This is a genomic window from Occultella aeris, from assembly GCF_902703175.1.
Taxonomy (GTDB): Bacteria; Actinomycetota; Actinomycetes; order Actinomycetales; family Beutenbergiaceae; genus Occultella; species Occultella aeris.
In genome coordinates this window covers 58,340-72,311 of sequence record NZ_CACRYJ010000011.1, presented here as the reverse complement: position 1 = coordinate 72,311, position 13,972 = coordinate 58,340, and the positions used below count along the sequence as shown (strand labels likewise).

The window sequence follows — 13,972 nt, the reverse complement described above, 5'->3', positions numbered from 1 at the left end:
GAAACCATCATCCGCTGCGACGGGGTTTCCGCAACCAGACGGCTGTGACGGACACCACTACCTCTCGGCGGAGGGCACCTCACTCGGTTCGCCGGCGCCAGCCCTGCCCCGACGCAGGTGCAGCGCCGTCCCTGCGCCCTCGGCCCGCGCGATGATCCCGGCGCACGGACGGGCCCGCAGGAGCAGCGCGCGTAGAGTTGGCGCCCGGCGGGAGGTAGACAGATGAGCGCGTCACGACCATGGCCGGGACCGGCCCCCGAGTCCCCGTTGGTGCTGGGCGTCGAGCCGGACCAGGACCGTCACCTGGTGGTGCGCGCCGCGCGTATCGCCGCTCGGATGGGCACCGGGATCGTGTGCACCTGGGTGGACACCACCCACGTGCGGGCCGCGGAGAGTGCCGTCGGCATCGACGGAACGATCCCGACCGCCCCACTGGATCCGGACAGCGTCGACGAGGGCACGGACGCAGCCGAACTCGCCGGGATCCTGGTGGCCCGTCTGGCGGAGGTCCTCGACCCGCTGCACGTGGCGTGGTGCTTCTCCTACCGGGTCGGCGAGGCCACCCGGGGCCTGACCGCGGAGGCGCGGGAACGAGACGCGGCGATGATCGTGGTCGGGGCGCGTCGGCCAGGTTTCGGCGGCTGGATGAACGAGATGATCGGCGGCTCCGTTGCCGGCCGTCTCGCGCACACCCAGGCGGTGCCGGTGCTTGTGCTCCCGACGAAGCACGAGGGCGAGTTGATGGCCCGTTGAGCCGCCCGCTGCACGCCGAGCCAGGGTTCCTCGCAGTGGTGGCGCTCGGCGGCGCCGTCGGCACCCTGGCCCGCTACGGCCTGACCCAGCTCATCCCCCGCGACGGCGGACTTCCGGTCGCGACCGCCGTCGAGAATCTCGTCGGCGCGTTCGCGCTCGGCCTGCTGCTCGAGGCGCTGGTACGCCACGGTGCCGAGAACCGCGCTCGTCGGCTGGTGCGGCTCGGGCTCGGCACCGGGGTGCTCGGGGGCTTCACCACGTTCTCCTCCCTCGCGCTGGAGGTCGAGCAGCTGCTCGCCGACGGTGAGGTCGCACTCGGCCTCGGATACGGGATCGGCAGTGTGGTGCTCGGTTTCGCGACCTGCCTGCTCGGGGTGGCCCTGGCCGGCGCACGGCATCGACGCCAGACGCCCGGCTCGGGGGCGGCTCCGTGAGCCCGGTCCTGCTGGCCGCCCTGGTCGGCGTGCTCGGCGGCCTCGGCGCCGCGACCCGGTTCGCAGTGGACGGGATGATCCGCGGCCGATGGTCACGATTGCTGCCCGTCGCGACGATCACCATCAACGTCACCGGCTCGGCGCTGATCGGGGTGCTCGCCGGCGCCCTGACCACGGGCGCGATCTCCGCCGACGTGTACACGATCGCGGCCACCGGATTCTGTGGTGGCTACACCACCTTCTCGACGGCGATGGTGGAGTCGGTCCGGCTGGTCGCCTCGGGCGACCTTCGCCGCGGGCTGGTGAATGCGTTCGGGACGCTTGCGCTCACCGTGGTCGCGGCGACGTTGGGTCTCGTGCTGGGGTTGCAGTTCGGGTCATGATGGGCGGATGAACTCCCCCGACGAAGCGACCACAGAGCACGTTCACCCGGGACCCGACGGATCCGGCCCGAACCGGCGGGAGCCCCGGCCACCGCACGGAGACCCGCGGCTGCCGATCGAGGCAGCCCGCGACGCGCTCACCGTCAAGCGGGTCTTCGGCGACGCGTACGAGGCCGACGGCGTCCAGGTGATCCCGGTCGCGAAGGTATCCGGCGGGTCCGGCATGGGCTACGGGGACGGTACCGGCCAGGGCCCGGCCGGTGAGGGCGCCCCACACGCCGAGGGATCCGGAGGGGGCGGCGGCTTCGGCGTGATCGCCCGCCCGGCCGGCGCCTATGTGATCCGCGACGGCAAGGTGTCCTGGCAGCCCGCGGTCGATGTGAACCGGGCGATCCTGGGCGGACAGATCCTCGGGGCGGTGGTCGCGGTCTCGGTCGCCTGTGTGCTGCGGGCGCGGCTGCGTCGGCGCCGCTAGGAGGACACTCGAGCCGGAGCCTGCTCCGTTGCGTCGGCGATCACCGGGCCACCAGCCGACCGCAGTTGCAGGTATGGCGCACCGTCTCGGGAGATCACCAGTCCCTCGGTCAAGGATCCGGTGACCTCCCAGTGATCGAGGGCGTCCGCGTCGCCCAGGGTGAGGGCATGGACGGCGAGATAGTCGGTGGCGGCCCGGTCCGTGGCGAACGTGTAGATGCTGGCGGAGCCCTCACGGCCCTGGCCCACCTGGTTCGGTTCGGGGTGGTAGTAGTCGTGGACGTACCCCCACCGTCGTAGCGGGGTCTGCGCGAGGTCGGCGCCACCGTCGGTACTCGCGGCACGGACCAGCCGGGCACCGGCACCGTTGCGCCTCGCGGTCAGCGTGGCGGCTCGCTCCGGCGCCCGGAAGAGGTCGTGTTCGTCGACCCGCAGCGCACCGTCGCGGTTGTTCAGGACGAAGTGCGTCTCGACCTGCACCGGCTCGTCGGCGAGCACGTGGTCGATGATGAACACGGCGTGTGGCAGGCGGGTGACCCAGGTGCGCACCACGCTCCTGATCGGGTCCGGGTAGGCCGCGCCCGCGTCCGAGGTCACGATCGTGACGTCCCCGTCACGCTCGATGCTCGGTCGCGCACCGGGGTACTGCAAGGAGTGCACCGACTTCAACTGCTCGATGGGGCCGTCGGCGCCGACGAACGTCAGGGTGTTGTGCGATGTCGAGAGGGTCGCGATCCGCTGCGTCTCCAGCCGGTAGCAGCAGTGGCCGGGATCCACGAAGATCCGCTCGCCCTGGTGCACCAGGATGAAGCTGTTCTGATCGGCATGCCGGTGCGACGCGACCTTCATCGGGTCATGGCTGCCGTGCACGCCGAGGACGGTCTGCGTCGCCTCCCATCGATCCCGCACCACAGCGGTGCCCTCCGCGAACGATCGGGCCAGGTCCAGTCCGGCCGCGTTCGGGCTCAGTGGGGCAGCGGCCTCACGCAGCAACAGCAGGCTGCTCCATCGGAAGGAGTTCACGAAGCCGAAGCTCTCCCCCTCCCCCCGTCCCTGCTCCGGTCCGGCGTAGGTCTCCTCGAACAGCCACCGTGCCAGCCCTGCTTCGGCGGGGTGGCTCCGCGCCGCCCGCGCGGCAATGTGCAACAGCACGTCCGCGCTCGGCCGGAAGGTCGAGCCCGAGTCCCCGAAGTTGAGAGCCCGAGGCTGCGGCTGGTCCCCATGACCTGCGAGCGGCTTCATGTGCAGGTGGGAGGAGGCCACCCAGGGCACGCATCGCGTGTAACAGTCGAGATCGAGTCCGGCCGCGAGGGCCGGGTCGTACGCCCGGATCACGTCGTGCAGATGGGACAGCTGGCTGGCCGCGTAGTTCCAGTACTGGACCGACTCGCCGTAGCTGTCGGGCTCGAACAGTCCGGTGAGGATCCCGAACCGTTCGATCGTCTCGGCGATCCCGCCCCGGTCCGACAGGAACGCCGACGCCGTGCCGTACCCGTTCAGCAACACCATGGCCCAGTTGTTGAGCTCGCGGCGCGGGCCGGCCGGCGCGGCCGCCGCCGGGATCCCCTCGGAACGGTCCAGGAAGCGTCGGCACAGGACCTGGCCGCGGTCGCGCAGAACGGCGCTGATCTCGTCGTGCTCGCCGGCGTCGAAGACGTCCGGGCACAGGCCCGCCGCCGTGCTCACAGCGAGCGTCAGGTGCGCGGTCTCCAGGGCACCGACCGCCACCGGTCCACGTGCCCTGAAGAAGGGACCGATCCACGCATCCTCCGATGCCCGCACGATCCGCAGCGTCTCCTCGTGGAGCCAGGTCGCGTACTGTTCGCTCGGCTCCAGCCGCTGCATGGCGGCGACGTCGGCGATCCGCTCCCAGGACACGTGCCACCACGACATCGTGCCCCCTGGAGTCGTCAGGCCGGGGGTTCCGGACCACCGGTCCGCGCGCTCCCGGAGCGAGCGATACAGCGTCCCGTCCACCGCGTCGGAGTCTGCGGAGCGGCGCAGCTGGTGGACGTCTTCGTCGGTCAGCACGAGCATGGGTTCATCTCTCCCGGTGTTCGATACGTATGAGGCAACTCTGGTGTCCCGCAGCAACGCGCAGCAATGGACGCGCGAACGACCCCTTGCACGGATCGCCACCGAACACCGCCCCGGAGGCGGTGACTGCCACCCCGGCAGCTCCCGCCGCGCCGCATCGTCGAATCGGACAAACGATCACGGTTCCGTGCATTGACGGACGGCGGATGGTTCCACCAAGGTGCACGCATGGCAATGGCGCACGTCCGACCCGACGAACCGCGGCTGCTCCGACGTTTCCGGGTGCCGGACCGCTGGCTGGTCCACGCGTACTACACGGTGAGCCCCTACGCCCCCGATGGCACCGATCGAGTTCTGGTTGCCGGGGCGGATCTCGACCGGAACCTCTGTGAGGTGCTGATCCTCGGGCCGGACGGCGACGTGCTCGAGCGGTTCGGCACGAACCCGATCCGGACATCCTTCTTCCACACCGGACGGTGGCAGACCTGGAGCGCCGATGGGAGCGCCGTGTACTACGACAGCGGCACCGTGACCGAGCCGCGATTCGTCCGACGCGACCTCGCGACCGGACAGGAGACCGTCGTCCTCGGGAGCCTCGACGGGGCGACCCCGTCGGACGGACCGCTGATCTCGGGACTGCTCGCGATGCACGACGCCGCCTGCGACCCCGTCGCCGGGTACCGGCCCGAGGCCTCCCCTGTCCCGTTCCAGGCGCGCGAGGAGCACGGGCTCTTCGAATACACGCTCGACCCGCCGTCGTCGACCCTGCGGCTCAGCGTCGCCGACCTCCTGGCCGGTCACCCCGATCGCGACGTGCTGCACTCAGCGGACGAGGAGGTCCGCCGGCTACTCGGCGACGGCTCCGAAGGCCTGACGCTGCTGACGTTCTGCGTGCGGTGGAGCCCGGACGGGTCGCGGCTGCTCTTCTTCTTCGGCAACAACGGCGTGCCCGGGGACCGGGGGGAGCGTCGGGTCAAGTACGTGATGACGGCTCGAGCCGACCTGACCGACCTGCACGTCGCGATGGACCTCGGCTCGGCGCCCGGGGTGCACTGGTCATGGCAGCCCGACAATGTCACCCTGATCGGATACGGCCCGGATCCGGAGCAGCCGGGCCGGTTGTGTCTGGCGCAGGTCCGCTTCGACGGCACCGGCTACCGCAAGCTCGCCGAGCATTCCAGCGGCGGGCATCCGAGCGTGTCGCCGGTGGACCCGGATCTGCTGGTCACCGACCACTATCCACCGCACGGGCGGGTCACCTTCCTGAGCCGGGCGGCTGGTGAGGTCCTCGGCTCCCGGGCGCTGCCGCTGCACGACGGCGGGAGTCTGCGTGGCCGCAGCCCGCACCGGATCGACGCCCACCCGGTCTTCCACCCCTCGGGCGACCGGATCCTGTGCAACAGTCTTCCGGGCCGGCACGCCGAACTCGTCGAGCTCGAGGTGCCTCGATGACACTGTGGCAGTGGTTCGACCGCGGCCTGAGCATGCCGAGCGGGGATGGGCGCGGTCAGCGATTCGTCGAATGGTGGGGGCTCCGGCAGGCGCGGCGGCACCGGAACTTCAGCGCCCCTGATGACGTCCGGATCCACCCGGAGGCTCGAGTCAATCCCCGCGGCGGCGAACTCACCCTCGGCCACCGCTGTACGGTCGCCCCCGGTGCGGTGCTGCAGGGGAACATCCGGTTCGGCGACGACTGCTCCGTGCAGGCGTACTCCGTGCTCGTCGGCTACGGCAGCGCCGCGGATCGTACCGGGCTGATCCACATCGGCGACCGCGTGCGCATCGCCCCCCACGTCATGATCATCGCCGCGAACCATCGCTTCGCGCCGGGCCGGCCCATCCACGGGCAGGGGCTGGAGCCGGCCCCGGTGGTGATCGAGGACGACGTCTGGCTGGCGGGCCGGGTGAGCGTCATGGCGGGCGTCACGATCGGCCGGGGCAGCGTCATCGGCGCCGGCTCGGTGGTGACCCACGACATCCCCGCGGACAGTGTGGCGGTCGGCGTGCCGGCGCGCGTGCTGCGCTCGCGCAGCGACGTCGGGCCGAAGGCATGAGCGGCCACGAAAAAGGGCTCCGCATGCGCGAGGACGGTCGTCGATCCGTGCAAAAGGTTGGTAGAGCGTCTATGGAGCGAAGGCCCGCTGGATCGCCATACTCGGACCACCAGGGGCGCCGATCCGCGTCCCGTCCGGCAATCGGGCAGCACAAGCCAGGAATGACCCTGGATCCCCCTCCCGACCCGCCACGCCCTGTACTCGATGAAGAGAGAGGCCTGAGATGAATCGATCTGCGAAGCACCGTCGCAAGTTCCGGCATGGCCCTGCGCTACGAGGTCTCGCGCTCGTGTTGGCGGCCGGTCTGGTCGTCGCCGGCTGCACCGAGGCCGACCCCGAGGAGGGGCCGACGACCTCGGTGGACCTCGGCGGCGAGGCACCCGCGCTCGCGGCGCTCGTCGAGTCGGGCGACCTGCCCCCGGTCGAAGAGCGGCTGCCGGCGGAGCCGGTGGTGGTCACCCCGAACGAGAGCCTCGGCCAGTACGGCGGCACCTGGCGGACCGTCACCCAGGGGCCCGGGGACGAGGTCTGGTTCCAGCGCACGATCGGCTACGAGCCCATCGTCAGGTGGATCCCCGAGTGGACCGGTGCCCCCGGCGACGCCGAGGTGATCCCGAACATCGCCGAGTCCTACGACGTCAACGAGGACGGCACCGTCTACACCTTCCACCTACGTGAGGGCATGCGCTGGTCCGACGGCGAGCCCGTGACCACCGCGGACGTGCAGCTCTACTACGACCTCGTCAGCAACCCGGAGATCACCGGAACCGTCGACGGGATCTCGGACAGCATCGTGAAGGGTTCGACGGGCGAGCTTGCTGCCCTCGAGATCGGCGACGACTACACGTTCACGCTCACGTTCCCGGAGCCCAGTGGCGTGTTCCTGCCGAGTCTCGCCGAGGGCACGAGCCTCATGGTCCCGCGCCACTACCTGGAACAGTTCCTGCCCGACTACAACGCCGACCTCGACGCACTGGTGGAGTCCGAGGGCTTCACCACCTGGGCCGAACTGCTCGCCGCGAAGTACGACGCCTGGACGAACCCCGACCTCCCGGTCCTGAACCCGTGGATGGTGACCGAACCGCTCGGCACAAGCACCGCCGTCGTGGCGGAGCGGAACCCCTACTACTGGAAGGTCGACACCGAGGGCAACCAGCTCCCCTACATCGACACGGTGCGCTACACGGTCATGAACGAGCCGGAGGTCATGCTGGCCGCCGCGATCCAGGGTGACATCGACATGCACGTGCGGCACTTCAACACCGCGGTGAACAAGCCGGTACTCGCCCAGGCCCGCGAGGAGGCGAACTTCGACTTCTTCAATCTCATCCCGGGGCTCGCCAACGAGATGGTCATCATGCTGAACCTCACCCATCAGGACCCGGTGCAGCGGGAGATCTTCAACAACCTCGACTTCCGGATCGGCCTCTCCTATGCGATCAACCGTGAGGAGATCGTCAACACGGTCTATCAGCGGCAGGGGACGCCGTCGCAGGTCTCACCGCAACCCGAATCGCCGTTCTACTCGGAGGCGCTCTCGACGCAGTACACCGAGTACGACGTCGACCTGGCGAACGAGGCGCTCGACCGCGCGGGCTACTCCGAGCGAGACGCCCAGGGCCGCCGGCTCGGGCCCGACGGGCAGCCGATCACCTTCACGGTCGACAATCCGGGGCAGCCCGGCTTCGACGACTCACTCGCGCTCATCTCCGGTTACTGGGCCGAGGTCGGCATCACGATGACGCCGAACTCGATGGACCGCTCGCTGTATGAGGAACGCCGATCCGCGAACATCCCCGACGCCGGAGTCTGGTTGGCCGGGGGCGGCACCGATGTGGTCCAGAACCCGTACTGGTACCTTCCGGTCTCCAACCGGGCCGACTATGCGCAGCTGTGGGCGACCTGGTACACGACCAACGGTGCCGAGGGCGAAGCTCCGCCGGAGGCGACGCAGCAGCAGATGGAGCTGTACGACGAACTGCGAGCCACGTTCGACCCCGACCGTCAGGCCGAGCTGATGACGCAGATCCTGGAGATCTCGGCCGAGCAGTTCTACCACATCGGCACGGTACTGCCCGCCTCCGGGTACGGGATCGTGAGCAACGACTTCCACAACGTCCCCGAGCTCATCCCGGACAGCTACCGGGTGGCCACCCCGGCGCTCACGAACCCGGAGCAGTACTGGATGTCCCAGTAGGCCGGGCGGGGTGATGCAAGGCCCCGTGGCGTGATCGGTTCCGACGCCGGTCACGCCACGGGGAAGGTGGATCAGGGCAATCGACGGCGATGAGGAAGGACGGCCGGTGCTGACGTTCATGGGAAGACGGCTCCTGTACATGGTGCCGACGTTGTTCGCCATCTCGCTGGTGTCGTTCCTGATCATCCAGCTGCCCCCGGGTGACTACATCACCACGTTGGTCGCACAGATGGAGAACGACGGACAGTCGCTCGACGCGGCGACGATCGAGGCCCTGCGGGTCCGCTACGGGCTGGACGAGCCGTTCATCGTCCAGTACTGGTTGTGGATCTCGAACATCCTGTTCCACGGGGACTTCGGGCAGTCGTTCCAGTGGAACCAACCGGTCGCCGTGCTCCTCGAGCGCACGCTGCCGTTCACGATCCTGCTGACGTTCTCCACGCTGCTGTTCACCTGGGTGATCGCGTTCCCAATCGGGATCTACTCGGCGGTCCGGCAGTACTCGCCCGGTGACTACCTGGCGACCACGATCGGCTTCCTGGGTCTGGCCATCCCGAACTTCCTCCTGGCGCTCGGCCTGATGTACGTCGCGTTGTTCGTCTTCGGGCAGTCGGTCGGTGGCCTGTTCTCGCCCGAGTACGAGACCGCCCCCTGGAGTCTGGCGAAGATGGGTGATCTGCTGGGCCACCTGTGGATCCCGATGGTGGTCCTGGGCACCGCCGGCACCGCAGGCCTGATCAGGGTGCTGCGGGCGAACCTGCTCGACGAGCTGCGCAAGCCGTACGTCGTGGCCGCGCGTTCGCGCGGGTTGTCGGAACCTCGGATCCTGTTGAAGTACCCGCTGCGCGTGGCCGTGAACCCGTTCCTGTCCACGATCGGTTGGGTACTCCCGGCGCTGGTCTCGGGAGAGATCATCGTCTCCCAGGTGCTCTCCCTACCGACCACCGGGCCACTGCTGCTCGGTGCCCTGCGCAGCCAGGACATGTACCTCGCCGGGGCGGTCATCTTCATCGTCAGCGTCCTGACCGTCGTCGGGACCCTGCTGTCGGACATCCTGTTGGCCAAACTCGATCCGCGCGTGCGGCTGGGGGCGAAGTGAGCATCAACATCGCATCCGAGGAGGCGGTGGCCGAGGTGGCCACCGCCGAGCCCGGCGTGGAGCCGGAGGCTCCGGACGGCACCACGAAGGTCGACCGGGACCGGGCCGGCCAGTGGCGCCTGGTCTGGTGGCGATTCCGCGCGCACAAGCTCGCGATGGTGGGGCTGGTGACGATCATCGTCATCTACGTCATCGCGCTCCTGGCGCCGTTCCTCGCCCCGTTCAGCTCCACCACCTTCGACGCCGACTACATCTACGCGCCACCACAGCGGGTGCACGTCGTCGACGACGACGGCAACTGGGGCCTGCACGCGCTCGGGTTCACCCTCGAGCAGGATCCCGAGACGTTCGCCCTCACCCACACCGTGAACCCCGAGGACCGGATCGACCTGGGCTTCTTCGTCCGCGGCGACTCCTACACCGTGGTGGGTCCGATCACGTGGGACGTGCACCTGTTCGGCCCCACGGACCCGGACCGGGTGGTCTATCTGATGGGTGCCGACCGGATCGGGCGGGACATGTTCTCGATGCTCATCCACGGCACCCGGATCTCGATGACGATCGGTCTCGTGGGCGTCGCCCTCGCGTTCGGCCTCGGGGTCCTGCTCGGCGGGATCTCCGGCTACGTCGGTGGCGCCGTTGACACGATCATCCAGCGCATCGTGGAGTTCTTCATGTCGCTGCCGACGCTGCCACTGTGGCTCGGCCTCGCGGCCGCCCTCCCCCAGGACTGGAGTTCGACGAGGCGCTACTTCGCGATCACGATCATCCTCGCGATCATCGCCTGGACCGATCTGGCCCGGGTGGTCCGTGGAAAGTTCCTGTCGCTGCGCACGGAGGAGTTCGTGGTGTCCGCGCGACTGGACGGCTCACCGGGCCGACGGGTCATCTTCCGGCACATGCTGCCCTCGTTCTCCAGTCACCTGATCGCCTCGCTGACCCTCTCGATCCCGGCGATGATCCTGGCCGAGACGTCACTGTCGTTCCTCGGCCTGGGCCTGAAGGCACCGACCGTCTCGTGGGGGGTCCTGCTCGAGCAGGCGCAGAACTTCCGGGTGCTGCAGGACGCACCCTGGCTGCTGCTCCCCGGCGTCGCGGTCGTGATCGCGGTGCTCGCCCTGAACTTCGTCGGCGACGGCCTGCGCGACGCCGCCGACCCCTACCGAGCCTGAGGAGCGACATGCCCGAGCACACCACCCTGACCGGCCCGGAGCCACGATCGGCTCTCCTCGGCGAGGACGACACCATCCTTGAGATCTCGGGTCTGCGGACCCAGTTCACCACCCGCGACGGTGTGGTCCGTGCCGTGGACGGCGTGGACCTGCGGGTCCCGGCCGGCAAGACCGTCTGCGTCGTGGGCGAGTCCGGCTGCGGCAAGTCGGTCACCGCACGGTCAGTGCTCGGTCTGGTCGAACCGCCGGGCAAGGTCACCGACGGCCACCTGTGGTGGCGCAGCCCCACCCTCGGGCGGGTCGACCTCAACGCGCTCGACCCCAAGGGTTCGACGATGCGCCGGATCCGGGCCCGCGAGATCTCGATGGTGTTCCAGGAGCCGATCGCCTCGCTCTCACCGATGTACACGGTCGGAGCCCAACTGGTCGAGATGCTCCGCGAGCACAAGGGGCTCAGCAAGGAGGCCGCCCGCGACGCGTCGATCGCGCTCCTCGAACGGGTCGGCATCCCCCGCCCGGCCTCCCGCGTCGACAACTACCCGTGGCAGATGTCCGGTGGGATGTGTCAGCGGATCATGATCGCGATGGCCCTGGCGTGCGAGCCGGCGCTGCTGATCGCGGACGAGCCCACCACCGCGCTCGACGTGACCATCCAGGCCCGCATCCTCGACCTCTTCTCCAAACTGCAGGCCGAGACCGGCATGTCGCTGCTGTTCATCACGCACGACCTCGGCGTGGTCGCCGAGATCGCCGACGAGGTCGCCGTCATGTACCTCGGCCGTGTGGTCGAACAGGCACCGGTCGAGGAGTTGTTCGCGAACCCGAAGCACCCCTACACCCGGGCTCTGCTGCGGTCCGTGCCCCGCCTCGGGCGAGCACACGGGCGCAAGCTCGCCACCATCCGTGGCCAGGTGCCGCACGGGGCGCACCGGCCCAGCGGGTGCAGCTTCCGGACCCGCTGCGAGGTCGCCATCGAGGGTCTGTGCGACGTGATCGAACCGGTCGCACTGACCACGGCGGGGCACCTGGTGGAATGCCACCGCTGGGACGAGGACACGCTGCCGCAGGCGGTCGAGGCGGGACTGCCGCCCTTCGACGCCAACGCGACCGCCGAGCAGGTACGCACTCTGCAGGAGGACGTGCGTGCGGCGAGCGAGGTCGCGACCGCCGACCTCGCGGCGGGCACCTGGACGCCGGTGACCGTGGCCGACGCCGACGTCCCCACCGCGACCGACGGCCCGACGGCGGACGCCGAGCAGGCCGGGACCGGCGGCCCGGTCGCGGGGCCGGTCCGCGCGCGAGCGACGGAGCCGGCGCCGGCCCGCGCCGCGGACGAGCATCCGCGCGCACGCGTCACCGAACCGACCGCGACGGCGACCCACACGCCCGACGTCGCTGCGCCGTCGGGCATCGACGCGACGCGGCGCGCGGCGCCGCTGCTCGAGGTCCGGGACCTGTCCATGCGGTTCCCGGTGAAGTCGGGCTGGTTCGGCCGGCAACAGGCGAGCGTGCACGCGCTCACCGGCGTGAACCTGACGATCCGGCCGGGTGAGACCCTCGGCCTGGTCGGCGAGTCGGGCTGTGGCAAGACCACGCTCGGCCGGTGCATCGTCCGGTCGGAGACGCCGAGCGAGGGACAGATCTGGTACAGCCCGCACGAGCGCGACCGCCAGGATGTCGCACTGCTGCCCGAACGCCGCCTGCGCGACTACCAGCGCGACGTCCGGATGATCTTCCAGGACCCGTTCTCCTCGCTGAACCCGCGGATGACCCTGCGCCAGATCATCGGCGACCCCCTGATCGCGCACCGCATCGCCAAGGGGTCGGAACTGGAGGACCGCGTCGCCCAGATGATGCGCCGCGTGGGCCTGGCCCCGGAGTACATGGACCGGTACCCGCACGCGTTCTCCGGCGGTCAGCGCCAGCGGGTCAACATCGCACGCGCGCTGATCCTCCAGCCCCGCCTGGTCGTCGCCGACGAGGCGGTCTCCGCACTCGACGTCTCGGTCCGCGCGCAGATCCTGAACCTCCTTCGTGACCTCCAGGAGGAGCTCGACCTCACCTACCTGTTCATCTCGCACGACCTGTCCGTGGTCGAGTCCATCTGCGACCGGGTCGCCGTCATGTACCTCGGCAAGGTCGTCGAACTGGCCGACACCGAGGATGTCTTCCTCGACCCCCGACACCCGTACTCCGAGGCGCTGCTCTCCGCCGTCCCGGCCACAAGCCCCGAGCAGCGCGGCGGCGCCCGCCGGATCCGGCTCTCCGACGACCTGCCCGACCCGGTCGACCCGCCTCCCGGCTGCTACTTCCAGACCCGCTGCCGCTACGCGGTCGAGGGGCTGTGCGACCGCGCCGACGCACCACCGACCCTCGACCTGGTCTCCCCCGCGGACCGGGCGCCCCACCTGAGCGCCTGCCTGCGGCACGAGGAGTTGAACCTGGCCGGTATCCGCGAGCGGACCCCGCTGTGATCGCCCGGTCGACCGCTCGCACGACCGAACGAGCCGTGTTGGGGCAGTCTTGGCTGATGGCCGACGACATCTACGCGGACTACTACGACTTCCTCGTGACCGGCATCGACTTCGTGATCCACCGCGGGCCCGACCCGGCCTGGCACACCCCCACCCGGGACTACGTGGACCCGCTCTCACACCTGCTCGTCTACGCCCTGTCCGGCGCTGCGCACTACGAGTTCGACGGGCGCACGTACGAGGTGCGCAAGGGAGACATGATGTTCTTCCCGAAGGGCCTGCCACACACCGGGGCGAGCGACAGGCACGACCCCTGGACGTTCATCACGGTCGGCTTCGACGCGTCGTCCGCGCGCGGCGACGCCCAGGCCCAGCTCGAGTCGCTCCACCATCACTGGCGCGGCGCCTTCACCGATCAGGCATCCGCCCTGTTCCCGGAGATGTACGCGGCGTGGACGGACAAGAAGCCCGGTCACCTGGTGCGCTGCCGGGCCCTGACGATGACCGGCATCTACACCCTGATCCGCGAGCAGACCCAGCCGCGCCTGTACAGCCCGCACACCCAGAAGATCGTGAGCATCATCGAGACGATGCGGGAGAACTACGACCGCACCTACCCGGTGGAGGCCCTGGCCGAAGGGGCCGGGCTCAGCGCCTCCCACTTCCGAGCCCTGTTCAAGGCCTTCACGGGACTCACCGTGAAGGAGTACCACCACAAGATCAAGATCAGCAAGGCGAAGGAGTTCCTGCTCAGCGGGGAGTGCAACGTCACCGAGGCCGCAGCCCGCACCGGGTTCGCCGACATCTACTACTTCAGCAGGCTGTTCAAGAAGGTGACGGGCACCAATCCGTCGGAGTACACGAAGCGATGAACCACACCGGCGCAGTCCTCGGT

The 13,972-nt window shown here is 69.6% G+C and carries 12 protein-coding genes; 11 read left to right on the top strand and 1 reads right to left on the bottom strand.

The window, feature by feature from the left end:
- The first annotated feature begins 222 nt into the window (after positions 1-222).
- Genes HALOF300_RS03380 through HALOF300_RS03365 form a run of 4 tightly spaced genes read left to right on the top strand, consistent with a single transcriptional unit; the run spans position 223 to position 2,045 of the window.
- Positions 223-753 (top strand): universal stress protein, encoded by a 531-nt coding sequence (locus HALOF300_RS03380; protein ID WP_156739280.1) that lies wholly within the window; start codon positions 223-225, stop codon positions 751-753.
- On the top strand, positions 750-1,187 hold the full coding sequence (locus HALOF300_RS03375; protein WP_156739278.1) for a fluoride efflux transporter FluC: 438 nt from the start codon (positions 750-752) through the stop codon (positions 1,185-1,187). Before HALOF300_RS03380 ends, HALOF300_RS03375 begins: the two co-directional genes overlap by 4 nt.
- Positions 1,184-1,570 carry a fluoride efflux transporter FluC gene (locus HALOF300_RS03370; RefSeq protein WP_231954986.1) on the top strand — a complete coding sequence of 129 codons (387 nt, stop codon included), beginning with the start codon at positions 1,184-1,186 and terminating at the stop codon, positions 1,568-1,570. Before HALOF300_RS03375 ends, HALOF300_RS03370 begins: the two co-directional genes overlap by 4 nt.
- 7 nt (positions 1,571-1,577) lie before the next feature.
- On the top strand, positions 1,578-2,045 hold the full coding sequence (locus tag HALOF300_RS03365; protein WP_156739277.1) for a spore germination protein GerW family protein: 468 nt from the start codon (positions 1,578-1,580) through the stop codon (positions 2,043-2,045).
- On the opposite strand, the gene HALOF300_RS03360 is transcribed toward HALOF300_RS03365, so the two are convergent.
- The gene (locus HALOF300_RS03360) at positions 2,042-4,081 is read right to left on the bottom strand and encodes a heparinase II/III domain-containing protein (RefSeq protein WP_156739275.1); all 2,040 of its coding nucleotides are present in this window, start codon (positions 4,079-4,081) and stop codon (positions 2,042-2,044) included. The two genes, HALOF300_RS03365 and HALOF300_RS03360, sit on opposite strands and share 4 nt — an antisense overlap.
- Positions 4,082-4,309: 228 nt before the next feature.
- Here HALOF300_RS03360 and HALOF300_RS03355 point away from each other — a divergent pair, with 228 nt between their 5' ends.
- The 7 genes from HALOF300_RS03355 to HALOF300_RS03320 all read left to right on the top strand — a co-directional run bounded on the left by HALOF300_RS03355 (position 4,310) and on the right by HALOF300_RS03320 (position 13,949).
- Positions 4,310-5,533: a hypothetical protein gene (locus tag HALOF300_RS03355; protein WP_197522270.1), complete on the top strand. Its 1,224-nt coding sequence runs from the start codon at positions 4,310-4,312 to the stop codon at positions 5,531-5,533.
- The gene (locus tag HALOF300_RS27490) at positions 5,530-6,135 is read left to right on the top strand and encodes an acyltransferase (RefSeq protein WP_156739273.1); all 606 of its coding nucleotides are present in this window, start codon (positions 5,530-5,532) and stop codon (positions 6,133-6,135) included. The genes HALOF300_RS03355 and HALOF300_RS27490 overlap by 4 nt, the downstream gene beginning before the upstream one ends.
- 223 nt (positions 6,136-6,358) lie before the next feature.
- On the top strand, positions 6,359-8,332 hold the full coding sequence (locus tag HALOF300_RS03345) for an ABC transporter substrate-binding protein (protein WP_156739271.1): 1,974 nt from the start codon (positions 6,359-6,361) through the stop codon (positions 8,330-8,332).
- A 106-nt stretch (positions 8,333-8,438) separates the two neighbouring features.
- Complete coding sequence (locus HALOF300_RS03340) at positions 8,439-9,431, top strand: ABC transporter permease (protein ID WP_156739269.1); 993 nt, start codon at positions 8,439-8,441, stop codon at positions 9,429-9,431.
- A complete protein-coding gene (locus HALOF300_RS03335; protein ID WP_231954985.1) occupies positions 9,428-10,603 on the top strand; it encodes an ABC transporter permease in 1,176 nt (391 codons plus the stop codon). Before HALOF300_RS03340 ends, HALOF300_RS03335 begins: the two co-directional genes overlap by 4 nt.
- Before the next feature lie 8 nt (positions 10,604-10,611).
- Positions 10,612-13,077, top strand: coding sequence for an ABC transporter ATP-binding protein (locus HALOF300_RS26885; RefSeq protein WP_197522269.1), 2,466 nt, complete (start codon positions 10,612-10,614; stop codon positions 13,075-13,077).
- Positions 13,078-13,133: 56 nt separating this feature from the next.
- Positions 13,134-13,949 (top strand): helix-turn-helix domain-containing protein, encoded by an 816-nt coding sequence (locus HALOF300_RS03320; RefSeq protein ID WP_156739268.1) that lies wholly within the window; start codon positions 13,134-13,136, stop codon positions 13,947-13,949.
- The last annotated feature ends 23 nt before the right edge of the window (positions 13,950-13,972 follow it).